This window comes from Ruegeria sp. BG11, assembly GCF_056538565.1.
In genome coordinates, this window is sequence record NZ_JBQFTH010000001.1 from 801,989 (window position 1) to 822,491 (window position 20,503).

Sequence of the window (20,503 nt, forward strand, 5' to 3'; positions counted from 1 at the left end):
TCAGCTGTCCTGCATGTGCGAGGCGTCAAATGCGCCGGGCAAAAGCTGTCCGATCGTGGTTTCCAACTCGGCGCCGTCGGTTGTCGCCAAGGTGACCTTCACATCCCGCGCGCCAAACTCGGCCAGTTTCTGACGGCAGCCACCACAAGGCGGCACTGGCTGCGGGCTTTGGGCAACGACATAGACCTCGGCCAGCTCGGTCTCGCCCGAGGCGACCATGGCGGCAATTGCGCCCGCCTCGGCACAAGTGCCTTCGGGATAGGCCACGTTCTCAACGTTGCATCCAACATAGAGCGTCCCTGATCCCGACAGAATCGCCGCGCCCACCTTGAAGTTCGAATAAGGCGCATGGGCGTTTTCGCGGACCTTCAAGGCGGCATCTTTAAGCGACATGGCGATTCCCCATTTTTTGATCAGTTGGTCAGAAATTCAGACCCTACCGGAAAACGAGGGGCGAATAGAAGCCCCACCGCGCATTTATTCCAGAACCGTCTTGAACACCCCCGGCAAGGTCACCTCGAGCAGTTCCACATCGTCAGAGGGCTGCGCCAAGCGTGTACGCATACCCGGTGGTATCACAAAGGCATCCCCTTGCTCCAGTTGATAGGGGTCACGGCCTTCGCCCTCCAGAGTGACCTCTCCGTTCATGACGAAGGTGAAATGGATGTCGGTGTCGTGGCTGGCCCAGACCGGCTCGCCCTGCCCGCGCCGGACGACCTGAACACCAGCAACGCCCTTGGTGTTCTCGGCAATCGTAGTGTCGCGGCAGATATAACCCGGCAGTCGGAACGGCACCCAATCCGCATCTTTCGCCTGATTGTAGACAAAACGTTGCCCCTGCCACTCCCGGTCGGGGCGCAGATGCGGCGTCGGCAGTTCCATTTCGTGATCAATTTCGGTGACATGTTCGGCCGGAACCCCAATCTCGATCACCTGCACATTGTCCGAGGCTTCCAGCACGCGATGGCGGATTTCCGGCGGTTGGATAAAGCAATCCCCGGCGGTCAGACGCAATTTGTCGCCCTGATCTTCGTAAACGACATCAACCCAGCCATGTATGCAGAAGATCAGCTGAAACCCGACCTTATGGAAATGCACCATATCCGGCACAGGGCCGCCATCGGGGATGCGAATATGACTGGCAATGATCGACCCGCCCAAACGATCCGGCACCAGATCGCGATAGTGCATCCCGGCCCTTCCGATGATCCACGGTGCTTGGTCCTTGAGCCTGCGCACGACAAAGGAATGCACCGTTTCGGGCATCACCAGAGGGGGATCGAGGTCCTCGATTTCGATACGCGTGCCATTCGGAGCTACCAGAACCCGGTCGCCATTCGCAAAACCCTCGGGGTTCTCGGTCAGAATACGTAAAGTGCCAGGGGTTTCGGGTGCATCCTTCTCGATCCGCACCCGTAGGCCATGGCCGGAAAACACGGCAGTGCGAGGATCGTCTGCTGGATATATCATATCCATCTGCATCCCCAACACCTTGGTGTAGAACGGAATATCGTCGCGCAATTCCTGCGTCGGCAAACGGATTTCAGCGCGGGTGTTCGCCGCGTGCGCTGTCTGGGTCATGCAAGCTCTCGTCAGTCGGTTCTTTCGGCCATCCGATCAGAACCGACGCCAGAATGCCAATCGAAAAATACATCTCGAGCGTTTCTTCCAGAACAAACAGCCGCGTCTTCATAACCGAGGACATCGTGGCCTGATACAGGCCCGAGATTTCTTCGAGCCCCTGCGCCACAACTGCGGCAAGTCCGGCAAGCACAAAGATCGCAAGGAAGGGCGCCTGAACCCTGACCGCCCGCCACGCGTTGGGAATGCCATGCCATAGCACGCCCCCCAGCACGACGACCGCCAGGGCGACACGCACCAGCGTCATGTCGAGCAGTCCGTCCAAGCCGCTTAGCACCGCGAATGGCACAGAGCCTTCCGCGTAAATATCCGCCTCAAGCTCGCGCTCCGCCAGAAGCAGGCACCCCACGCCGATGTAAAGCCGCGCGAGGCCTCGGTATTTAACCAAGGCCACAACCCCAGCCATGAACAAACAAGCCGCCGAGATCGTCTCGATCAATCCGCCTTCCTGATTGAACACCTCAGCCTGCAAGGGGAACAAGGCAATACACCCAAGGATGAAGGCCGCAACGCCGAGCCCAGCCCAGAACCAGAACCGGTCGACCCCAAAGCGGAAACGGGATGGCGGGAACACCTCGGAAGATGTCATTTTGAGGTCGTTGGGCATTTTGGGAATCTCAGAGCAATTCGCAGGAGTTTGCGGTTTGTAAAAATTTTGCGACAATTAATCAAGGAAACGGTCGGGTTTTGCCAAGCTTTAGACGCGGCATGGCCAAGTCTAAAAAAATAGTTTAAGGCTAAATCAAATTTTGCAGGGGAGCTTTACCGCCGATGTCTGACACACCCAGCTTGCGGCAGGCCGCGCTTGACTATCACGCCCATCCCAAGCCCGGAAAGCTTGAAATCAAGGCTACAAAGCCGATGGCAAACGGCCGTGATCTTGCCCGCGCCTATTCACCCGGCGTGGCCGAGGCCAGTCTTGAGATCAAGGCCGACCCCTCGAACGCGGAACACTATACGGCGCGCGGCAACCTTGTGGCAGTGGTGTCGAACGGGACAGCTGTTCTGGGTTTGGGCAATATCGGCGCGCTGGCTTCTAAGCCGGTGATGGAGGGCAAGGCCGTCCTGTTTAAGAAATTCGCCGGGATCGACTGCTTCGACATCGAGGTCGACCAGCCTGACCCCGAAAAACTGGCCGATGTCGTCTGCGCGCTGGAGCCGACCTTTGGCGCAATCAACCTTGAGGACATTAAAGCCCCCGATTGCTTCATTGTCGAAAAGCTTTGTCGCGAGCGCATGAACATCCCCGTTTTTCACGACGACCAGCACGGAACCGCCATTGTTGTCGGAGCCGCCGCCCGCAATGCTCTGCACGTCGCCGGCAAGACCTTCGAGGACATTAAAATCGTTTCGACCGGTGGTGGAGCGGCCGGGATCGCCTGCCTCAACATGCTTGTCAAACTTGGCGTCAAGCGAGAGAATATCTGGCTGTGCGACGTTCACGGGTTGGTCTATGAGGGTCGTGCCGAGGATATGAATCCGCACAAGGATCAGTTCGCCCAGAAATCCGACCTTCGAACACTCGACGACGTGATTGGCGGCGCAGATCTGTTCCTTGGCCTAAGCGGCCCGAATGTTCTGACGCCCGAGATGGTCGAGAAAATGGCCGACCGCCCGATCATCTTCGCTCTGGCCAACCCGACGCCCGAAATCCTGCCCGAAGCCGCGCGTGAAGTCGCGCCTGATGCGATCATCGCGACCGGACGCAGCGATTTTCCCAATCAAGTCAACAACGTGCTATGTTTTCCATTCATCTTCCGCGGCGCATTGGATGTCGGCGCAACCGAGATCAATGACGAGATGCAGATTGCCTGCGTCGAAGGCATTGCCGAATTGGCCCGCGCCACCACAAGCGCCGAGGCCGCCGCTGCCTACAAGGGTGAGCAACTGACGTTTGGCCCGGACTACCTGATCCCTAAACCCTTTGATCCGCGCCTCGTGGGGATCGTATCTTCGGCGGTCGCCAAGGCCGCAATGGAGAGCGGCGTTGCCAAACGTCCGATCGACGACCTTGAGGCCTACAAGGAAAAGCTGAACCAGACCGTCTTCAAATCTGCCCTTCTTATGCGCCCCGTGTTCGAGGCCGCCGCAGCCTCAAGCCGCCGGATCGTCTTCGCCGAGGGCGAGGATGAGCGCGTATTGCGCGCCGCGCAGGCCATCCTTGAGGAAACAACCGAAACTCCGATCCTCATTGGCCGCCCCGACGTGATCGAGGCCCGTTGTGAGCGTCTGGGTCTGGTCGTCCGTCCTGGCAAGGATCTGCAGATCGTGAACCCGGAAAACGATCCGCGCTACTACGACTACTGGAACTCATACCACCAGATCATGCAGCGCCGCGGCGTCACACCCGATCTGGCCAAGGCGATCATGCGTACGAATTCCACCGCGATTGGCGCAATCATGGTTCACCGCGGCGAAGCCGACAGCATGATCTGCGGCACGTTCGGTGAATACCGCTGGCATTTGAATTACGTCGAACAGGTTCTGGGCACCCCTGACCTGCGCCCACATGGGGCTTTGTCGTTGATGATTCTCGAGGACGGCCCTCTATTCATCGCCGACACTCATGTGCGGCAATTGCCGAATCCGGCGGAACTGGCAGAGATCACGCTGGGCGCAGCCCGCCACGTACGGCGTTTCGGGCTTGAGCCGAAGATTGCCTTCTGCTCGCAGTCGCAATTCGGCAACCAGGCCGAAGGCTCGGGCAAGCGACTGCGTGAGGCAATTGCCATTCTGGACAGCGAACCGCGCGATTTCACCTATGAAGGCGAGATGAACCTGGACACGGCCCTCAACCCCGAACTGCGTGAACGCATTTTCCCTGCCTCGCGCCTCGAAGGTGCCGCGAATGTCCTGATCTTCGCGCATGCAGATGCCGCAAGCGGCGTACGCAACGTTCTGAAGATGAAAGCCGACGGAATCGAAGTTGGTCCGATCCTGATGGGCATGGGCAATAAGGCACATATCGTGACCCCTTCGATCACCTCAAGGGGGCTGCTGAACATGGCAGCGATCGCGGGCACGCCCGTAACCCACTATGGCTAGAACGGCTAGATCAACGCCCGACATCCTGTGGGTGTCTGGCTGTCCGACTCAACCAATACCCTTTGCACCCATAAATTTGCAGGTTTGCAAAATCCTATTTTGAACCTGCTAAATTCCATAAAATCTTGAGGTTTGCAAAAATTTGCAGGCTTTTTTCGGCCATCCTGCAAATATTTTGCGATAAACTGACGCGCCGTCACTCGCGCCGCTTGCCCGCTGCCCTTTCGCTGCCTAACAACTATCGCAGCGATTTTGGGAGGAGGGCCTGATGGCTTATCAAGACGTTTACGATAGCTGGAAAAACGACCCCGAGGCGTTCTGGATGGATGCCGCCAAAGGCATTGATTGGGTCTCGGCCCCCAGCAAAGCCCTGTTTGCCGACAACGCCCCTCTGTATGAATGGTTCAGCGATGCGCAGGTCAATACCTGCTGGAACGCCGTCGACCGCCACGTGGAAAATGGGCGCGGCGAACAGACCGCCATTATCTATGACAGCCCGATCACCCATACCAAGCGCGAGATCTCGTATGTCGAGCTGCGGAACCGGGTGGCAACGCTGGCCGGTGCGCTGCGCGCAAAGGGCGTTGAAAAAGGCGACCGCGTCATCATCTACATGCCGATGATCCCCGAAGCGCTGGAAGCGATGCTGGCCTGTGCCCGTCTGGGTGCCGTGCATTCGGTGGTGTTCGGAGGCTTTGCCAGCAATGAACTGGCTGTACGGATCGACGACGCCAAGCCCAAAGCCATCATCGCCGCCTCCTGCGGGTTGGAGCCGGGCCGCGTGGTTCACTATAAACCTCTGCTGGACGGCGCCATCGACCTGGCAAGCCACAAACCCGAGTTCTGCGTCATCTTCCAGCGCGAACAGGAAGTGGCACAACTGATCGAAGGACGCGACTTCAACTGGCATGGCTTCCAATACGGCGTCGAACCTGCCGAATGCGTGCCGGTCGCGGGCAATGATCCGGCCTATATCCTCTATACCTCAGGCACCACGGGCGCGCCCAAAGGCGTTGTGCGTCCGACCGCCGGGCATCTGGTGGCGCTGAACTGGTCGATGAAAAATATCTACAACGTCGATCCGGGCGATGTGTTCTGGGCCGCCTCGGATGTGGGTTGGGTCGTTGGCCACTCGTACATCTGCTATGCCCCGCTGATCCACGGCAACACCACTATTGTGTTCGAGGGTAAACCTGTCGGCACCCCCGACGCGGGCACCTTCTGGCGGGTCATCTCCGAACATAACGTGCGCAGTTTCTTCACCGCCCCCACCGCGATCCGCGCCGTCAAGCGTGAAGACCCAAAGGGCGAATTGATTGGCAAATACGACTTGTCCGGCCTGCGCGCCATGTATCTCGCAGGCGAACGCGCCGACCCCGATACCATCACCTGGGCACAGGATGCGCTGAACGTTCCGATCGTCGACCACTGGTGGCAGACCGAGACCGGTTGGGCCATTGCAGGCAACCCGCTGGGGATCGAGGAACTGCCCATCAAACTGGGATCTCCGGCCAAGCCGATGCCAGGCTATGACGTTCAGATCCTAGACGAGGGTGGCTATCCGCTGAAACCGGGTGAACTGGGCGCGATTGCGGTCAAACTGCCGCTGCCTCCGGGCACTTTGCCAACGCTGTGGAACGCCGAAGAGCGGTTCAAAAGCTCGTACCTGAACCACTTCCCCGGCTACTATGAGACCGGTGATGCGGGCATGATCGACGAGGATGGTTACCTCTATATCATGGCGCGCACCGATGACGTGATCAACGTTGCGGGCCACCGACTGTCGACCGGCGGGATGGAGGAGGTCTTGGCCGCCCATCCTGACGTCGCCGAATGTGCCGTGATCGGTGTTTCGGACCAGTTGAAAGGTCAGATGCCGGTGGGCTTCCTGTGCCTGAATACCGGTGCCGACCGTGACCATACCGAGGTGTCGAACGAAGTCGTCAAGATGGTCCGAGACAAAATCGGCCCTGTGGCTGCCTTTAAACTGGCCGTGGTGGTGGACCGCCTGCCCAAGACCCGCTCGGGCAAGATTCTGCGAGGCACCATGGTGTCGATTGCCGATGGCAAAGACTACAAGATGCCCGCGACCATCGACGATCCCGCCATCTTGGACGAGATCAAGGACGCGTTGCAGACGATTGGTTACGCTCAGTAGCGCGGCCCCCCTCTTGCAACCTGAAACAGGCCCCTTACTGTCTTGCTAAGACAGTGAGGGCCCATGACTCAAAGCAAAATCTGGCAACTCAGCGCCACTGAGCTGACCACCCTGACCCGCAACGGTGACCTGAGTGCTGAGGACGCCGTTGCATCCTCTCTCTCTCGCATGAATGCCGTCAATCCCGATCTGAATGCTGTGGTCGAGGACCTGAGCCAGCAGGCCTTACAACGCGCGTGCGCCTTGGATCAGGCACGGGCAGCTGGGAAACCGACCGGGCTGCTGCACGGGGTGCCGGTAACCATCAAGATCAATGTCGATCAAAAGGGCCACGCCACCACAAACGGGGTCGTGGCGCTGAAAGATGTTATCGCCCCTGATGACGCGCCGGTTGTATCAAACCTTCAAAACGCCGGTGCCATCGTTATTGGCCGGACTAACACGCCCGAATTTTCCTTCCGCGCCGACACCGACAATCCGCTTTATGGGCGCACACACAATCCCTGGGGTCGGCATATCTCAGCCGGAGGGTCATCGGGCGGTGCCGGGGCAGCCGTCATGGCCGGGATTGGCGCTTTGGCGCATGGAAATGACATTGGCGGAAGCCTCAGGTTTCCGGCTGCCGCCAACGGGGCGGTGACAGTCAAACCCGGCCTTGGTCGCGTCCCCGCCTGGAACCCCAGCCAAACGGCCGAGCGCGGAATACTCGCCCAATCCATGTCCGTTCAGGGCCTGATCACCCGGCGCGCAGCAGACCTGTCCCTGTCAATGCCCAGTCTGATCGCCCCAGACCCGCGCGACCCGTTTCATGTCCCCTTGCCATGGCGGGGTGAGGCTCTGGACGCTCCGATCAAAGTGGCCTTTACCAAGAACACATTCGGATACGCCCTGCATACAGAGGTCGAAAAGGCGCTGGACACCGCGCGCGACGCGCTGGTCGATGCGGGCTATCTGGTTGACGAGATCGAACCCCCAGATGTCTTCGAATGCGGTCGCATCGGATACCGCACATTGATGGGCGAGGTTCTGACCTTGTTGAAATCCGATATCCAGGCGGCCGGTTCCCAAACCATCCAGGATATCTTCGAGGTTTATTTTCAGGAATTCCCGCCTATCGTCGAGACTGAACTGCTGCGCATGCTCGCCAAACGCAGCCACTATGCCCGTGAATGGTCCCTCTTCCTTGAAGATTACCCCCTCGTCCTGTCGCCGTTCCTGCCTCAACCCTTTTTCAAGCCGGACCGCGACACCGAAGGGGCCGAGGGCGTGCATGAGGTTCTAGGCTGCGCGGTCTATTCCTATGCGATGAACTTCCTTGGCCTGCCTGCCGCCTGCGTTCCGGCAAGACTGGCAGACCTGCCCAACGGCCTGCAGCCCATCAATGTTCAGATCGCAGCGCGTCGTTGGCGTGAAGATCTTGCGGTCGATGCGGCGGCGGCGATCGAGGCGCGGGTCGGGCAGATGTGCAAACCTCTTTGGGAGCGAATGACCCGCTCCGATTGACCCCCCCCCCAAAAAAAATCGACCCCGGGTTTTTGTGCCCGGGGTCCGCTTGCTTAAATATGCCTGGATTTCAGATAACGAGCGTGGCACCACCCACCCTCGCCAGCGCAAAAAATGCGCAAGTATGTCGAAAACGCTGTTTGGTGGCCACTCACTCCCACCTAAGCGTGTTCTCCAGGCAAGATCACATTACCTATTGCACGCTCACCGGCATGTGAACTTGTTCACACAAGGAAAAATTTTTTTTCAAAACTGAGGAAATTCTAAGTGAATTGTTCAGAAATCAGGCGCTCTTCAAGGCCATGTCCGGGGTCGAAAAGAATGCGATGGGTGATTTCGGATTCCGAGCAGATTTCGACCCAATCAATGTCAGGAAAGGAAATAGAATCGGCATCGGCCATCACCGGGCGTTTGTCGGCATCCAGCACGTCTATGCGAACTGTTGCGGTTTTAGGCAGCAGGGCCCCGCGCCACCGACGGGGTCGAAATGCAGCAATCGCGGTCAGGGCCAACACATCCGCCCCGATCGGCAAAATCGGACCATGGGCCGAATAGTTATACGCTGTCGATCCCGCAGGCGTAGACAGAAGCGCGCCGTCACAGACAAGCTCTCCCATCCTTTCGCGGCCATCGACGCTGATCTTCAGACGCGCCGCTTGCGGACCTGCACGCAGCAAAGACACCTCGTTGATCGCCAGCGCCTCATGCAGTTTCCCGGATTGATCCATGGCGCGCATGGCCAGAGGATTGATGACCTCCACCTCGGCGTCATCGAGACGTTCTAAGAGGTCGGTATCAGAATAGGTATTCATCAAGAACCCGATGGTTCCGCGGTTCATCCCATATACCGGCGCATCGAGGTGCTGCATGTTCTTGAGCGTGCGCAGCATGAACCCATCGCCACCCAGCGCCACCACCACATCCGCATCGCGTGGCGCGGCGTTTCCGTATTTGGCAACCAGGACCTCGCGGGCTGATTGCGCGACATCAGCCTCGCTTGCGAGAAAAGCGATTCTCTTTTTCATTTTTTCCGGTTTCCGGTGCTGCACATTTGGTTCCGAAACAAACATACCTTTCCCCAATAGGCCAGAGTTGACGCCCACGCCGCGCAATTCGTCGCTTTAAAGCTGTTGCCTCGGCAGGGTTTCCGATAGGAAATCCGCAAGCAATACCCCAGACATGTGGAGCTATCATGAACGCCAATCTCCGTGACACCGGTTTTTTCACCCAGTCTTTGTCGGACCGTGATCCTGAGCTTTTTGGCTCGATCACGTCCGAGCTGGGCCGTCAGCGCGACGAAATCGAGCTGATCGCGTCGGAAAACATCGTCTCTGCCGCCGTGATGGAGGCGCAGGGCTCGGTGATGACCAATAAATACGCCGAAGGTTATCCCGGCCGTCGCTACTATGGCGGCTGCCAGTTCGTCGATATCGCCGAAAACCTGGCCATCGACCGCGCGAAAGAGCTGTTTGGTTGCGGCTTTGCCAACGTGCAGCCGAACTCAGGCAGCCAGGCCAACCAGGGCGTGTTCCAGGCGCTGATCCAGCCCGGCGACACCATTCTGGGCATGAGCCTCGACGCCGGTGGTCACCTGACCCACGGCGCGCGTCCGAACCAGTCGGGCAAGTGGTTCAACGCCGTGCAATACGGCGTGCGCAAAGAAGACAACATGCTCGACTACGATCAGGTCGAGGCGCTGGCGAAAGAGCACCAGCCCAAGCTGATCATCGCAGGCGGCTCGGCTATCCCGCGTCAGATCGACTTTGCCCGCATGCGCGAGATCGCCGACATGGTCGGCGCTTACCTGCACGTGGACATGGCGCATTTCGCCGGTCTGGTGGCCGCAGGCGAGCATCCCAGCCCCTTCCCGCACGCGCATGTGGCGACCACGACAACCCACAAAACCCTGCGCGGTCCTCGTGGTGGTATGATCCTGACCAATGATGAAGATATCGCTAAGAAAGTGAATTCGGCGATCTTCCCCGGCATTCAGGGTGGTCCTCTGATGCATGTCATCGCAGGTAAAGCCGTTGCCTTCGGCGAGGCTCTGCGCCCCGAGTTCAAGACCTATATCCAGCAGGTCATCACCAACGCGCAGGCGCTGTCGGATCAGCTGATCAAGGGCGGCCTGGACACGGTGACCCACGGCACCGACACCCATGTTGTGCTGGTCGACCTGCGCCCCAAAGGTGTGAAGGGCAACGCGACCGAGAAGGCTTTGGGCCGCGCGCATATTACCTGCAACAAGAACGGCGTACCGTTTGATCCAGAGAAGCCGACCATCACCTCGGGCATCCGTCTCGGCAGCCCCGCCGGCACCACACGCGGCTTTGGCGAGGTCGAGTTCCGTCAGATCGCGGACTGGATCATCGAAGTGGTCGACGGTCTGGCCGCCAATGGCGAAGACGGCAATGCCGAGGTCGAGGCCAAGGTCAAAGCCGAAGTCGCCGACCTCTGCGCCAGATTCCCTATCTATCCAAACCTCTGATTCTTCTCGGATACAAAATAAGAAAACGGCGCCACACACGGCGCCGTTTTTCGTTGCAACAACGTTTGGGTCAGATGAACCCGCGCCAGCGCAGCACAATCATCGCCAATGCTGCCAAAGCGATCAAACCCAATGCTACAGATCCAAGAAAGCTCAGAAACCATCCCAGTCGACGATCCGCCAAATTAATAGCATTCAAGTGGCTCTGCACTTCATCCGAGGCTTTCTCAAGCTTCGCCCCGTCCAGCACCAGACGTAGTTTCGGATGTTCAGCAATCTTCTCGGCTTCCGCCAACACCATGGCTTGTTTGTAGACATTGCGCGGCAAGCGTCGCTTGGCGCGGCGCACCGAGGCGATCAGCGTCTTGTCCTTGACCCCCAGTTTCTTGCGCAGCAACTGAATAGTCTGTGCGATCTGGGTCTGGATATCTGTTTCCTGCGTCATCTGCGCCTCCTGACGGGACAACTTAACCGCCCTGCACTGGGGCGACAATGGGGCTGGTTGTTCAGTGCAGTCGCGCGTATCAAAAGACTATGCTGAATACGATCATCCATGGCGACCCGACGTACACCCCTCCCCTGTTGATTGCGCACGGGCTCTATGGCTCGGCCCGCAACTGGGGCGTCATCGCTCGGCGTCTTTCCGACGAGCGGCAGGTGATTGCCGTCGACATGCGCAACCACTCTCAGAGCCTGTGGAGCGATGAGCATGGCTATCCCGATCTCGCGTCCGATCTGGCGGAAGTGATCGAGAGCCTTGGCGGATCAGCCGATGTGGTGGGGCATTCGATGGGAGGCAAGGCGGCCATGATGCTGGCTTTGCAACACGGGGATATGGTCCGCAAACTGGTGGTCGCCGATATTGCGCCGGTGACGTACGGCCATAGCCAGATCCAGTTCATCAAGGCGATGCGCGCGGTCGACTTCTCGCGGGTCACGCGCCGGTCCGACGCGGCAGAACAACTGGCAGAGCAAGGGGTTGATCCGGCATTGCAAAGCTTCTTTACCCAATCGCTGGATATCGAGGGGAAACGATGGCTTCTGAACCTTGATGCTCTGGCATCCGAGATGCCCAAGATCATGGGGTTCCCCGAAGTATACGAACAATGGAATGGCCCGGCGCTGTTTCTGGCCGGGGCAGATTCCGACTATGTTCTGCCCGAACACCGCGACAAGATCAAAACCCTCTTTCCCGCCGCGCGCTTTGCCAAAATCCCCGGGGCGGGACATTGGCTGCATGCCGAAAAACCCCGAGAATTTGAGGCCGCCGTCAGGGCCTTCCTGAACGCGTAACCTACGCCTCTAGGCGGACTCGGTGTCGCCGCCGCCATTGACCCAATCTGCCAGGCCGCCAAGGTTGTAGACCTCGTCATAGCCCATATCCTTGAGGAGCTTCCCTGCCAGCGCCGCACGCCCTCCGGCGGCGCAGTAGAGGATCACAGCCCGGTCTTTGCGCAGCTCGGGGTCATGGGATTTCAGCGTGTCATCGGCACGGAACTCAAGCATGCCGCGTGGGATGTGATGCGCGCCGGTTGCACGACCTGATTGCTGAAGCTCGACGACGTCGCGAACATCCAGCAGAAGCGCTCCACCCTCGATCAGCGCCTTTGCCCGATCCACACCGATGCCCGCGACCAAGGCATTGGCCGCTTCCATCATGTCCTTGACTGTCATTGGCATTTGCACCGCTCCCTTTTTGTCCACACATGCAAGGGTTAGCATGCGACGACGGGTTGGTGTAGCCAAATCAACCTATTGCTCGCGAAACGCCCGAGACATGCTGTCTGAGACAGGTTTGGCGATATAGGCGGCAAGAGTGCGTTCTTCGGTCTGGATCATGATCTCGGCCGGGTTGGCCAAGACGTAACTGACAACAGCGGGAACTACATGTTTCGCACAATTTAACCTACGATCTACCCAGGGCGTACTCCACATATTCATGTAAAGGTGCTCGATGCAAATCGCGAACTGTTAACGACGCAGTTTTACATTAAAGGCCACCCGAACAATTCCCGCGATGGGCTGTTCAACCGTATGTCCAAGGCAGAGGCAAATGCAGTGTCTATGGAATTTGTACAGGGTGCAACTGGACTTGTTGCGACAATCAATGTTGTCGTCTAGAGAGGAAGCCTCAGTTCGCAAAGTTTGAGTTGCAAAGCTTGATCTTAGATGTCTGCTTTGGGCTGCCACCCTTCATTAATGTGAAAACTAGCGAAAGGCTGCAACGAGCTCAAAGCGGTTACCTTATCTTTTGAGCTCGCGGCGGATTGGTTGACCTGAGTCAGCGTCTATTTTGAGTTCACCATTCTCAACGACTAATGAGCCGTCTACGAGAACGGTATGGACACCTTTGGCAGGTTGGTTCGCGTTTTCGTAGGTGGCTAGGTCTGATACGGTCGTAGGGTCAAAGACGACAATGTCGGCATCCATTCCAACCTGCAGGCGCCCCTTCTTTCTCATTTGTGGAACGAATTCCTCGAGCGTTTGGGCTGGCATCAAGGACATCTTGCGAATGGCTTCCTCGAGTGACAATAAACCCCGTTCGCGCACATAAGATCGAAGGATTTTGGTAAACGCCCCAGCCGACCGCGGGTGACTAAAAACATTGTCGGGAAGTGGCCAATCACTCCCTTCATAGTTCAGAACAGCCCCGCTTTCGTCGAAGTAGGACCAGAACACTGCATCCGAGGCGATCATGACTGCTGGGTGGGTAACAGACGCATCCAGTAGCGCAAGCGCATCAGGATCGTTCTCGTCCAGAAAATGCCATGTGACAAAGGTGCCAGGCTCGTTGTTCTGGTAATCGGTGAGCTCCTCTTCTGTCATGCGATCTGCGCCCAATTGAAAGTTCTTAGCCGTAGAGCTCATGCGTTCTCGCCATCCGTCGCCTGAGAACATCGCGGCTCCTACAACGGTGTTCGCGGCACCATAAGGATAGGCCTCCACCGTGACGTTAATGCCTTGAGCTTGGGCCCGTTCCACCAAATCAAGGGTGGCGTGGATGTCTTCCAATGAAGAACTGTTGATATGACAGATATGCATGTGTGCGCCTGTAAGCGCGGCGTTCGCAATCAATTCTTTTATTGCCTCAAAAGACCCCTGCGGTTCCAAATTCGATGCGTACCGCACGTGCGTATAGGTAGCCACGCCGTAGTCGGCTGCCATATTTGCCAAAGCGAAGTACTCTTTTTGACCGTAACCAGGCGCGTATCCTGCGTTAACGCCTATACCCAACGCCCCCTCTTTCAATCCTTGCTCGACTAAGTCCAACAACTCCGCCATGCGAAGCGGATCGGCGATTTCTGTTTTCCAATCGTCGAACCTCTGCGCATCTTGAAAATAGGATAGTTCGGCAACTGGCCCTTCACCTGTGAACGCAGCTATTCGACCAAAGGTCCAGGCCGCAGACGCCCCATAGTTCAGCGGTGTCTGCTGCCGTTCCATTTCTGCATACTAATCTGCAATAGGGAGGATACCGGACTCCAATTCCAGAACGGTTGTTACGCCTTGCATCGCCTGCATACGCATATCGCCCAAATTCATGCCGTGTGCATGCAAATCGATGAACCCCGGCGCTACAACAAGATCAGTTGCATCGATCTGCAACGAACGTTCCATAGCGAACTCGGAAATGGCGACAATTTCGCTGCCAGTTATCCCTAGATTTCGGATGGCGTCCAAACCTGTCTCCGGATCGATGACCCGCCCGTTCGTTATGACTATATCGTAGTCCTGCGCAGAGCAGGTCGTGGCTATGGCCACAAAAATTGAAGAAACAAATGTGCGATACATGAGCTTGACCTCCGTATCTCCAGCGTAAGGTGATGAAGGAACAGATCAATTCAATATTTTGCCTAAGTCTGTTTAGTCCACAGAGCGACCATTAATGCACAGCGTAGCGAACGACCGTTCCGAGCCCTGAGCAGTCATTTGTAGATCGTGCAACTCTTTCACTCATCATCCTATTCTGATGGTTCGGGAACAGAGCGATTGGCCCCACTTTGTTCGACCGAATTAACGCCAAGCCGGGCTACTGCGATCTTACCGGGAACCAAATCTGCTTCCCAGGTGGCCCAGTCCCCACCGGCTCCAAGGTACCCAGAGTAGATTTTTGCGACTAACGCGGGGCTAGCTTCAATGTCAGTCCAGCCTATGTTGCGCAGAAGGGGGTGCTTCTTTCGCAGAAATTCCAATTGAACTGCTGCGCCCCAATTGGATAATCCGGGTTGTTCGGCAAGATAGACGTAGAGCCAGTGGAAATCCGATAAGGGAGCCTCCGAGATAATCAGGTATCCCTTATCACGAGCCCAAGGGATTGTTTGCTCCAGCGTTTGACCCTTGAGACGGAACGGTCCAACAGAGAAGTTCATTTTGTAAACTAGTGGAGGATGCAAGAACGCCATGACGTCTTGTTTCAGTTCAACAAACCGTCTCGCTTGCGACTGATTGGAATAATAGCTCGTCTCCGCGCCACGCACTTTTTCAATGACTTCAAATGGAACCGGAGGTCGGACCGTCTCGAAATCAATCTCCGACAGCGATTGGACCCGATGAACAACGAAGGCGGCTGCTGCAAAGCCACCGATCAAAAGTCCACCAATCAGTCCACTCAGCCAGCCCAAAATTCGTTCCTCTCAACTCAATCGCGCAAGGCTTTTCCGCAAAACGCAGAATGAAATCTACTCTCGTAGCTCTGGTTTTGGTCCTACGGTCAAGACCTGTCCATTGCTCCAGACCAGCGCTTCATAACAGACTTCTGCGCCCCCACCGCCGCACCATCCACCGTCCCGACCAATCAAAAGAATGGTGTCCGGGCCCAATTCTATCAATTGCCATCCGGTGGCTTGCCAAGCCCGTACTGAGCCATCGACCACGAGGTTCAGCATGCAGCCGCCGGTGCCGCAGTAAAGGGATGCTGCAGAAGAACACGCGTATTCGCTTTCGTCGACAAGCTCGGCAACAACGTCCCCGAACTGCGAACGGAGGGTTATCTCTGAAACCGCGTCGCCCTGATCAAATTCGCCATTCTCAAACGACTTGCAATCTGAAGCCGCGCGCTCGATTAGACCTTGCGTCTCTTGAGACGCCGCGAGCGCAGCAGTGCTGGAAACTACAATCAAAATTAGTGCAGCGGCGAAATTTCGCATTGTAAGAAACTCCTAGAAGCCAGATGATTTCATACTGCCCAAGCAACCTTGATCCGGCAACTATGCACTTGCACGATCGAGCTTGGGCGAGAGCCTATGCTGTCGCCTATTGGTCTATTTGCTACAAAGGATTGTTCTGTCCGCACGGTAGTTGTTTCTGCCAAGTGCAGCGAAAGGCTGCTTTGAGCCCATTTTGCCCGATGCTGTGCTTTGCACATTTTGAAGCGATGTGCCGAAAGCCGTCTTTGCTTCAAATCTGGATAGAAACCTTGGAATGATAGCCCCGTGAATACCGCATGTTTCGGGTCGAAGTGCCAATTCAGTGTTGGTAGTTTCACACTGAACAATCACAGGATTTCCCGATGCACGGACGCGACGCACTCTTCCCAGATTTTGACCAGTTAACGGATGCGGAAAACGCGTTGACTGAACGTTTGAGCCAGGCACGCCGCAACTATGCCAGTCGCAAGGCCACCTCGGCTGAGTTGACGCCTGACTGGTTGGAAGAGCTGCAGTCCAAACGGTTTGACCAAGCAGAAGACCTTGAACCGCTGATGGACTGGGTGATTGATGCGCTCGACACTGGCAGCGTGCAGATGACGCATCCGGGGTATCTCGGCCTGTTCAATCCGGCACCTACGTTTGCCGCAGAATGTGCGGATCGGATTGCATCAGCCTTCAATCCGCAAATCTGTGTGTATTCTCATGCGCCTGCTGCTGTCGAAATCGAACAACATGTCATCAATGAACTGGCCCGGCGCGCCGGGCTTCCCAAGGGGGCCAGGGGGCATTTCACCAGTGGTGGGGCCGAGGCCAATTCGACAGCTGTTTTATGTGCCTTGCAGGCCAATTGCCCGGAGTACAGCGACAAGGGCATCTATGCGTTCGGTGGTCAGCCGACGATTTACGTCTCGAAGGAAAGCCACCTTGCATGGTTGAAGATGTCGCATTCAGCGGGCATTGGACGCAACGCCGTTCGATTGATCGCGACCGACGGTCAAGGGCAGATGGACGAGGGTTGTCTGGCGGCCGCCATTGATGAGGATCTAAAAAGCGGATGCGTCCCAGTCCTGATCGTGGCCACGGCTGGCACTACGAATGCCGGGATGATCGACCCACTCAAGGATTGCAGCACTCTGGCGCAAAAGCATGACATGTGGTTTCACGTCGATGCGGCCTGGGGTGGCGCGATGATTGCCAGCACGGCAGGACGGTCGGTGTTGAATGGCATTGAACAGGCGGATTCAATCACGATTGACGCCCATAAATGGTTCGCCACCACGATGGGGGCTGGCATGTTCCTGACCTCACGCCCCGACATACCGGCCCAAGTTTTCCGGATTTCGGCCAGCTACATGCCGGAAAGCGAGGCGGCCAAGGATTTCTATGTGAATTCCAACCAGTGGTCGCGCCGCTTCGTGGGGTTGCGCCTGTTCCTCGCCCTTGGTGCTGCCGGATGGGACGGCTACGGAGACCATGTTGAACGCTCAATTCGCCTGACCAACCGGTTCACGGAAAACCTTAGAAAGGCAGGTTGGACGGAGGCAAACCGGTCTCTCATTGGGGTGAGTTGCATGGTTCCGCCGGAAGGGAACGACGCTGTACAACGTTATGTCGATGCAGTTCATGAAGATGGCCGGTTCTGGATTTCCAAGGCGGTGTTCGAGGGAAAACCGGTTTTGCGGGCCTGCGTTACCAATGGACGCACGGATGAAGCGACCATTGATCAGTTGACGGCTTTCCTGACGACACTTTGAGGCAAGGAAATGCGCGCCCGCCGCAAGTACCGCGGGCGCCTATCCAATTGGTCAACCGGCGCGCAGATGCGTAGTTGTCATGTCGATCAACAGCCGCCCCGTGTCGCCGCGAACATCGGTGCGAATGACAATGAGCTTGCCGCTGCGTTTGACCGTTGTGGAGGTTGCAATCAGATCGCCCGCCTTTTCGTTACCTGACAAGACCGTATGAAGATCAACGGCGAGCGGGAAACCCGACCCGTCTTCACCAATGCTGTCCAGGTCGCCGATGGCACACAAGGTTGCTGCGATATCGGCTAACCAGATCAGGGCGCCAGCGTGCATCGTCCCAAACGGATTCTTTGCGACTTCGGTTACCGGCATTCTGGCAACCACGCGTTCCGGCTCGCGGCTTTCGATGGTAAAGCCGATTTCGCCCTTCCACTTGTTCTCAGCCAGTTTTTGTCTGATGTTCGTTTCCATACTCTCAACTTTCAGTGGCAAGAGCATGCTCGCTTCTGAAAAACCTGAATTCGACCCAGAACTTGCGCATTTGGCCTTACCGGGGCGTGGTGATGAAAAGCGCTGCAACCGGACATTCGAGCCAATGCCGTGAAGGTCCGGAAGGTCCGCAAAACTGACGTTCAAACAAGTTGCAGCAAAAGTCTGTTGTTCGGGAAAAGCCCCAACTCGCTGCCGAGTAACATCACGTTTGTAGAACGTGAGAAAAACGCAGAAACCGGACGTTGCAAATTCGATGAAATCTGCAAAAAGTTCCATGCATCCGAAAAACGCCAGTGCTATCACGAGAAATAGCTTCTGCCACCACGCGTGGGCTAACCCGAAAGTGCAACATTTGAATGTCTGACAAAACGTCTCATTCTCACGGATCATCCCTTCCGGTACTGCAGGGAGTTCTGCCTATTGTTCCGGCCAATCTTCCGGCCGAAATCCTTGCCGGAGTGACCTTCGCGTGCCTCGCGATACCCGAGGTCATGGGCTATACAAAAATTGCAGGAACACCGGTCATTACCGGGCTGTATACGATTATGATTCCAATGACGCTTTTCGCGATATTCGGATCTTCACGCCACCTTGTTGTTGGCGCAGACTCGGCGACTGCTGCCATCACTGCATCAGCCTTGGCTGGCATGGCTGTAAGTGGTTCTTCTGAATACATGGCGCTTGCTTCGCTTTTGGCGCTGATGGCAGGTATTTTCTTGATCGCGGCCAGAGTCGTCGGTCTGGGGTTTCTGGCCGATTTTCTGTCAAGAACGGTTCTGGTCGGCTTTCTGACCGGTGTGGGTATTCAGGTCGCCTTAGGCGAGTTACCTGGGATTTTAGGCATTGAAACGAGCGGTCATGGCACAATCCAGAAACTCTCAAGCGCTTATAAGAACATCAGTCAGATCAGTTGGGCGACATTTTCGATTGCGACCGCAGTTTTGGTCATTGTGATCGGAGCGAAACGCCTGTCCCCAAAGGTGCCTGGGCCATTGATTGCTGTCATCGGAATCATCGGACTAAGTTGGTTTTTTGATTTCGAAAGAAACGGGATTGCCTTGCTTGGCCCCGTGCCGAGCGGTTTGCCTTCACTCTCTATCCCGCAGGTTGACTGGAACTGGACGACATTCAAACAGCTGCTCCCTACAGCGCTGGCGATACTCGTCGTCATCCTGGCGCAGAGTGCTGCGACATCTCGCGCCTATGCTGCGCGCTACGGCGAAAAGTTCAACGAAGATACCGATCTTGTCGGGCTTGGTATTGCCAATATTGGCGCGGCATTCAGCGCGACTTTTGTCGTCAATGGAAGCCCGACCAAGACCGAGATGGTTGCCGGTGCCGGAGGCCAAAGCCAGATAGCCCAATTGACTACGGCGTTGGTCGTGTTGTTTGTTCTCTTGTTCTTTACACAGCCTCTTGCGTTCTTGCCTGAGGCTGTGCTGTCCTCCGTCGTATTCCTGATTGGTCTGAAGCTGATAGACCTGCGCGGATTGCGGGAAATCTTCGTTCAAGCGCCTACTGAGTTCGGGATCGCAATGGGTACGGCCGCGGTGGTCGTGGCCACCGGAGTTGAACAAGGCATCATTTTTGCGATGGTTCTTTCGCTGATCGATCATACGCGTAAAGGATATCGACCGAAGAATTCCATCATTTCCAAAATGCCAGACGGGGAATGGCTGGCACGACCACTCGACAAACCCGAGCAATTCGAACCTGGGCTCATTGTTTACCGCTTTTCACACGGGATGTACTATGCAAACGCGCAGCGATTTGCGAATGAGGTTATCGAGGTCGTCGCCGCGGTCGAAGAAAAGACCAACTGGTTCTGTATCGACGCTTCTGCAATTGACGACATAGATTACACCGCCGGGAGCGTTTTGAAATCAACCATTCAAACACTCCACGATCGTAACATCAATGTCGTGTTTCTCTTCGCCGAACCATCGATAGAGACAGAACTCGAACGCTATGGAATAGCCAATCTTGTCTCGAAGAAGTTCTTTTTTCGAACAGGCCACGAGATGATCGAGGCCTACGAAGTCAGAACATCGCATAGCTGAATGCATTCCAACTAACGCGAGCGCCCCCCAACTAGCGACAACAAAACGTAGGATTGCGCGTCCACTACGAGTGTCCCACAAAGCAGACATTCGCATTAGATAACAACTGTGGCTTTCCCTTACATTCGCACACCACTTGAAACGCAATGCCATCAGCGGCCGAAGTTGCAGACCAGTTAGGAGTTCGGCTATGCTTTGGCGCATTGCCCAAGTTTCTCTTC

19 protein-coding genes are annotated in these 20,503 nt (G+C 56.6%); 7 read left to right on the forward strand and 12 right to left on the reverse strand.

The annotated features are described in order from the left end of the window. The 3 genes from ACR0JF_RS04035 to ACR0JF_RS04045 all read right to left on the reverse strand — a co-directional run bounded on the left by ACR0JF_RS04035 (position 1) and on the right by ACR0JF_RS04045 (position 2,248). On the reverse strand, positions 1-393 hold the full coding sequence (locus ACR0JF_RS04035) for a cytidine deaminase (protein WP_170465629.1): 393 nt from the start codon (positions 391-393) through the stop codon (positions 1-3). 84 nt (positions 394-477) lie between these two features. Further along, complete coding sequence (locus ACR0JF_RS04040) at positions 478-1,581, reverse strand: cupin domain-containing protein (RefSeq protein ID WP_170660289.1); 1,104 nt, start codon at positions 1,579-1,581, stop codon at positions 478-480. Further along, complete coding sequence (locus ACR0JF_RS04045) at positions 1,544-2,248, reverse strand: hypothetical protein (protein ID WP_170660290.1); 705 nt, start codon at positions 2,246-2,248, stop codon at positions 1,544-1,546. The genes ACR0JF_RS04040 and ACR0JF_RS04045 overlap by 38 nt, the downstream gene beginning before the upstream one ends. A 164-nt stretch (positions 2,249-2,412) precedes the next feature. On the opposite strand from ACR0JF_RS04045, the gene ACR0JF_RS04050 reads away from it, so the two are divergent. From ACR0JF_RS04050 to ACR0JF_RS04060, 3 genes are all read left to right on the forward strand, one after another. Continuing rightward, on the forward strand, positions 2,413-4,686 hold the full coding sequence (locus ACR0JF_RS04050) for an NADP-dependent malic enzyme (protein ID WP_170660291.1): 2,274 nt from the start codon (positions 2,413-2,415) through the stop codon (positions 4,684-4,686). A gap of 268 nt (positions 4,687-4,954) precedes the next feature. Further along, complete coding sequence (prpE, locus tag ACR0JF_RS04055; RefSeq protein ID WP_170660292.1) at positions 4,955-6,844, forward strand: propionate-CoA ligase PrpE; 1,890 nt, start codon at positions 4,955-4,957, stop codon at positions 6,842-6,844. 63 nt (positions 6,845-6,907) lie between these two features. Continuing rightward, positions 6,908-8,347: an amidase family protein gene (locus ACR0JF_RS04060; protein WP_170660293.1), complete on the forward strand. Its 1,440-nt coding sequence runs from the start codon at positions 6,908-6,910 to the stop codon at positions 8,345-8,347. Positions 8,348-8,610: 263 nt separating this feature from the next. Here the strand turns inward: ACR0JF_RS04060 and ACR0JF_RS04065 are convergent, their stop codons facing one another. Next, positions 8,611-9,417, reverse strand: coding sequence for an NAD kinase (locus ACR0JF_RS04065; protein WP_170465611.1), 807 nt, complete (start codon positions 9,415-9,417; stop codon positions 8,611-8,613). Positions 9,418-9,539: 122 nt separating this feature from the next. Here ACR0JF_RS04065 and glyA point away from each other — a divergent pair, with 122 nt between their 5' ends. Continuing rightward, positions 9,540-10,835 carry a serine hydroxymethyltransferase gene (gene glyA, locus ACR0JF_RS04070; protein ID WP_170747491.1) on the forward strand — a complete coding sequence of 432 codons (1,296 nt, stop codon included), beginning with the start codon at positions 9,540-9,542 and terminating at the stop codon, positions 10,833-10,835. Positions 10,836-10,905: 70 nt separating this feature from the next. On the opposite strand, the gene ACR0JF_RS04075 is transcribed toward glyA, so the two are convergent. Next, on the reverse strand, positions 10,906-11,280 hold the full coding sequence (locus ACR0JF_RS04075) for a hypothetical protein (RefSeq protein ID WP_170378106.1): 375 nt from the start codon (positions 11,278-11,280) through the stop codon (positions 10,906-10,908). Positions 11,281-11,369: 89 nt separating this feature from the next. Between ACR0JF_RS04075 and ACR0JF_RS04080 the strand changes: the two genes are divergently transcribed. Further along, positions 11,370-12,128: an alpha/beta fold hydrolase gene (locus ACR0JF_RS04080; RefSeq protein ID WP_170663366.1), complete on the forward strand. Its 759-nt coding sequence runs from the start codon at positions 11,370-11,372 to the stop codon at positions 12,126-12,128. Positions 12,129-12,137: 9 nt separating this feature from the next. Here the strand turns inward: ACR0JF_RS04080 and ACR0JF_RS04085 are convergent, their stop codons facing one another. The 6 genes from ACR0JF_RS04085 to ACR0JF_RS04110 form a co-directional block, all read right to left on the reverse strand. After that, positions 12,138-12,515, reverse strand: a complete 378-nt coding sequence (locus ACR0JF_RS04085; protein WP_170663368.1) for a rhodanese-like domain-containing protein — start codon at positions 12,513-12,515, stop codon at positions 12,138-12,140. A gap of 72 nt (positions 12,516-12,587) precedes the next feature. After that, complete coding sequence (locus tag ACR0JF_RS04090; RefSeq protein WP_170663362.1) at positions 12,588-12,776, reverse strand: hypothetical protein; 189 nt, start codon at positions 12,774-12,776, stop codon at positions 12,588-12,590. Between the two features lie 303 nt (positions 12,777-13,079). Continuing rightward, complete coding sequence (locus ACR0JF_RS04095) at positions 13,080-14,279, reverse strand: amidohydrolase family protein (protein ID WP_480668895.1); 1,200 nt, start codon at positions 14,277-14,279, stop codon at positions 13,080-13,082. Between the two features lie 9 nt (positions 14,280-14,288). Beyond that, entirely contained in the window at positions 14,289-14,627 is a 339-nt protein-coding gene (locus ACR0JF_RS04100) for an amidohydrolase family protein (protein ID WP_480668896.1), read from the reverse strand. A gap of 170 nt (positions 14,628-14,797) precedes the next feature. Continuing rightward, positions 14,798-15,457 carry a hypothetical protein gene (locus tag ACR0JF_RS04105; protein WP_170663370.1) on the reverse strand — a complete coding sequence of 220 codons (660 nt, stop codon included), beginning with the start codon at positions 15,455-15,457 and terminating at the stop codon, positions 14,798-14,800. A gap of 57 nt (positions 15,458-15,514) precedes the next feature. Then, positions 15,515-15,982, reverse strand: a complete 468-nt coding sequence (locus tag ACR0JF_RS04110; RefSeq protein WP_170663372.1) for a hypothetical protein — start codon at positions 15,980-15,982, stop codon at positions 15,515-15,517. A 362-nt stretch (positions 15,983-16,344) separates the two neighbouring features. On the opposite strand from ACR0JF_RS04110, the gene ACR0JF_RS04115 reads away from it, so the two are divergent. Beyond that, positions 16,345-17,739 carry a pyridoxal-dependent decarboxylase gene (locus tag ACR0JF_RS04115; protein ID WP_170663374.1) on the forward strand — a complete coding sequence of 465 codons (1,395 nt, stop codon included), beginning with the start codon at positions 16,345-16,347 and terminating at the stop codon, positions 17,737-17,739. 51 nt (positions 17,740-17,790) lie between these two features. On the opposite strand, the gene ACR0JF_RS04120 is transcribed toward ACR0JF_RS04115, so the two are convergent. After that, positions 17,791-18,498: a PaaI family thioesterase gene (locus ACR0JF_RS04120; protein ID WP_170663376.1), complete on the reverse strand. Its 708-nt coding sequence runs from the start codon at positions 18,496-18,498 to the stop codon at positions 17,791-17,793. 80 nt (positions 18,499-18,578) lie between these two features. Between ACR0JF_RS04120 and ACR0JF_RS04125 the strand changes: the two genes are divergently transcribed. Next, positions 18,579-20,282, forward strand: a complete 1,704-nt coding sequence (locus tag ACR0JF_RS04125) for a SulP family inorganic anion transporter (RefSeq protein ID WP_170663378.1) — start codon at positions 18,579-18,581, stop codon at positions 20,280-20,282. The last annotated feature ends 221 nt before the right edge of the window (positions 20,283-20,503 follow it).

Coding starts and splice junctions, on each gene's coding strand:
- ACR0JF_RS04035 (WP_170465629.1), bottom strand. CDS start 393: ATGTCGCTTAAAGATGCCGCCTTGAAGGTCCGCGAAAACGCCCATGCG.
- ACR0JF_RS04040 (WP_170660289.1), bottom strand. CDS start 1,581: ATGACCCAGACAGCGCACGCGGCGAACACCCGCGCTGAAATCCGTTTG.
- ACR0JF_RS04045 (WP_170660290.1), bottom strand. CDS start 2,248: ATGCCCAACGACCTCAAAATGACATCTTCCGAGGTGTTCCCGCCATCC.
- ACR0JF_RS04050 (WP_170660291.1), top strand. CDS start 2,413: ATGTCTGACACACCCAGCTTGCGGCAGGCCGCGCTTGACTATCACGCC.
- prpE (WP_170660292.1), top strand. CDS start 4,955: ATGGCTTATCAAGACGTTTACGATAGCTGGAAAAACGACCCCGAGGCG.
- ACR0JF_RS04060 (WP_170660293.1), top strand. CDS start 6,908: ATGACTCAAAGCAAAATCTGGCAACTCAGCGCCACTGAGCTGACCACC.
- ACR0JF_RS04065 (WP_170465611.1), bottom strand. CDS start 9,417: ATGTTTGTTTCGGAACCAAATGTGCAGCACCGGAAACCGGAAAAAATG.
- glyA (WP_170747491.1), top strand. CDS start 9,540: ATGAACGCCAATCTCCGTGACACCGGTTTTTTCACCCAGTCTTTGTCG.
- ACR0JF_RS04075 (WP_170378106.1), bottom strand. CDS start 11,280: ATGACGCAGGAAACAGATATCCAGACCCAGATCGCACAGACTATTCAG.
- ACR0JF_RS04080 (WP_170663366.1), top strand. CDS start 11,370: ATGCTGAATACGATCATCCATGGCGACCCGACGTACACCCCTCCCCTG.
- ACR0JF_RS04085 (WP_170663368.1), bottom strand. CDS start 12,515: ATGCCAATGACAGTCAAGGACATGATGGAAGCGGCCAATGCCTTGGTC.
- ACR0JF_RS04090 (WP_170663362.1), bottom strand. CDS start 12,776: ATGAATATGTGGAGTACGCCCTGGGTAGATCGTAGGTTAAATTGTGCG.
- ACR0JF_RS04095 (WP_480668895.1), bottom strand. CDS start 14,279: ATGGAACGGCAGCAGACACCGCTGAACTATGGGGCGTCTGCGGCCTGG.
- ACR0JF_RS04100 (WP_480668896.1), bottom strand. CDS start 14,627: ATGTATCGCACATTTGTTTCTTCAATTTTTGTGGCCATAGCCACGACC.
- ACR0JF_RS04110 (WP_170663372.1), bottom strand. CDS start 15,982: ATGCGAAATTTCGCCGCTGCACTAATTTTGATTGTAGTTTCCAGCACT.
- ACR0JF_RS04115 (WP_170663374.1), top strand. CDS start 16,345: ATGCACGGACGCGACGCACTCTTCCCAGATTTTGACCAGTTAACGGAT.
- ACR0JF_RS04120 (WP_170663376.1), bottom strand. CDS start 18,498: ATGGAACTTTTTGCAGATTTCATCGAATTTGCAACGTCCGGTTTCTGC.
- ACR0JF_RS04125 (WP_170663378.1), top strand. CDS start 18,579: ATGTCTGACAAAACGTCTCATTCTCACGGATCATCCCTTCCGGTACTG.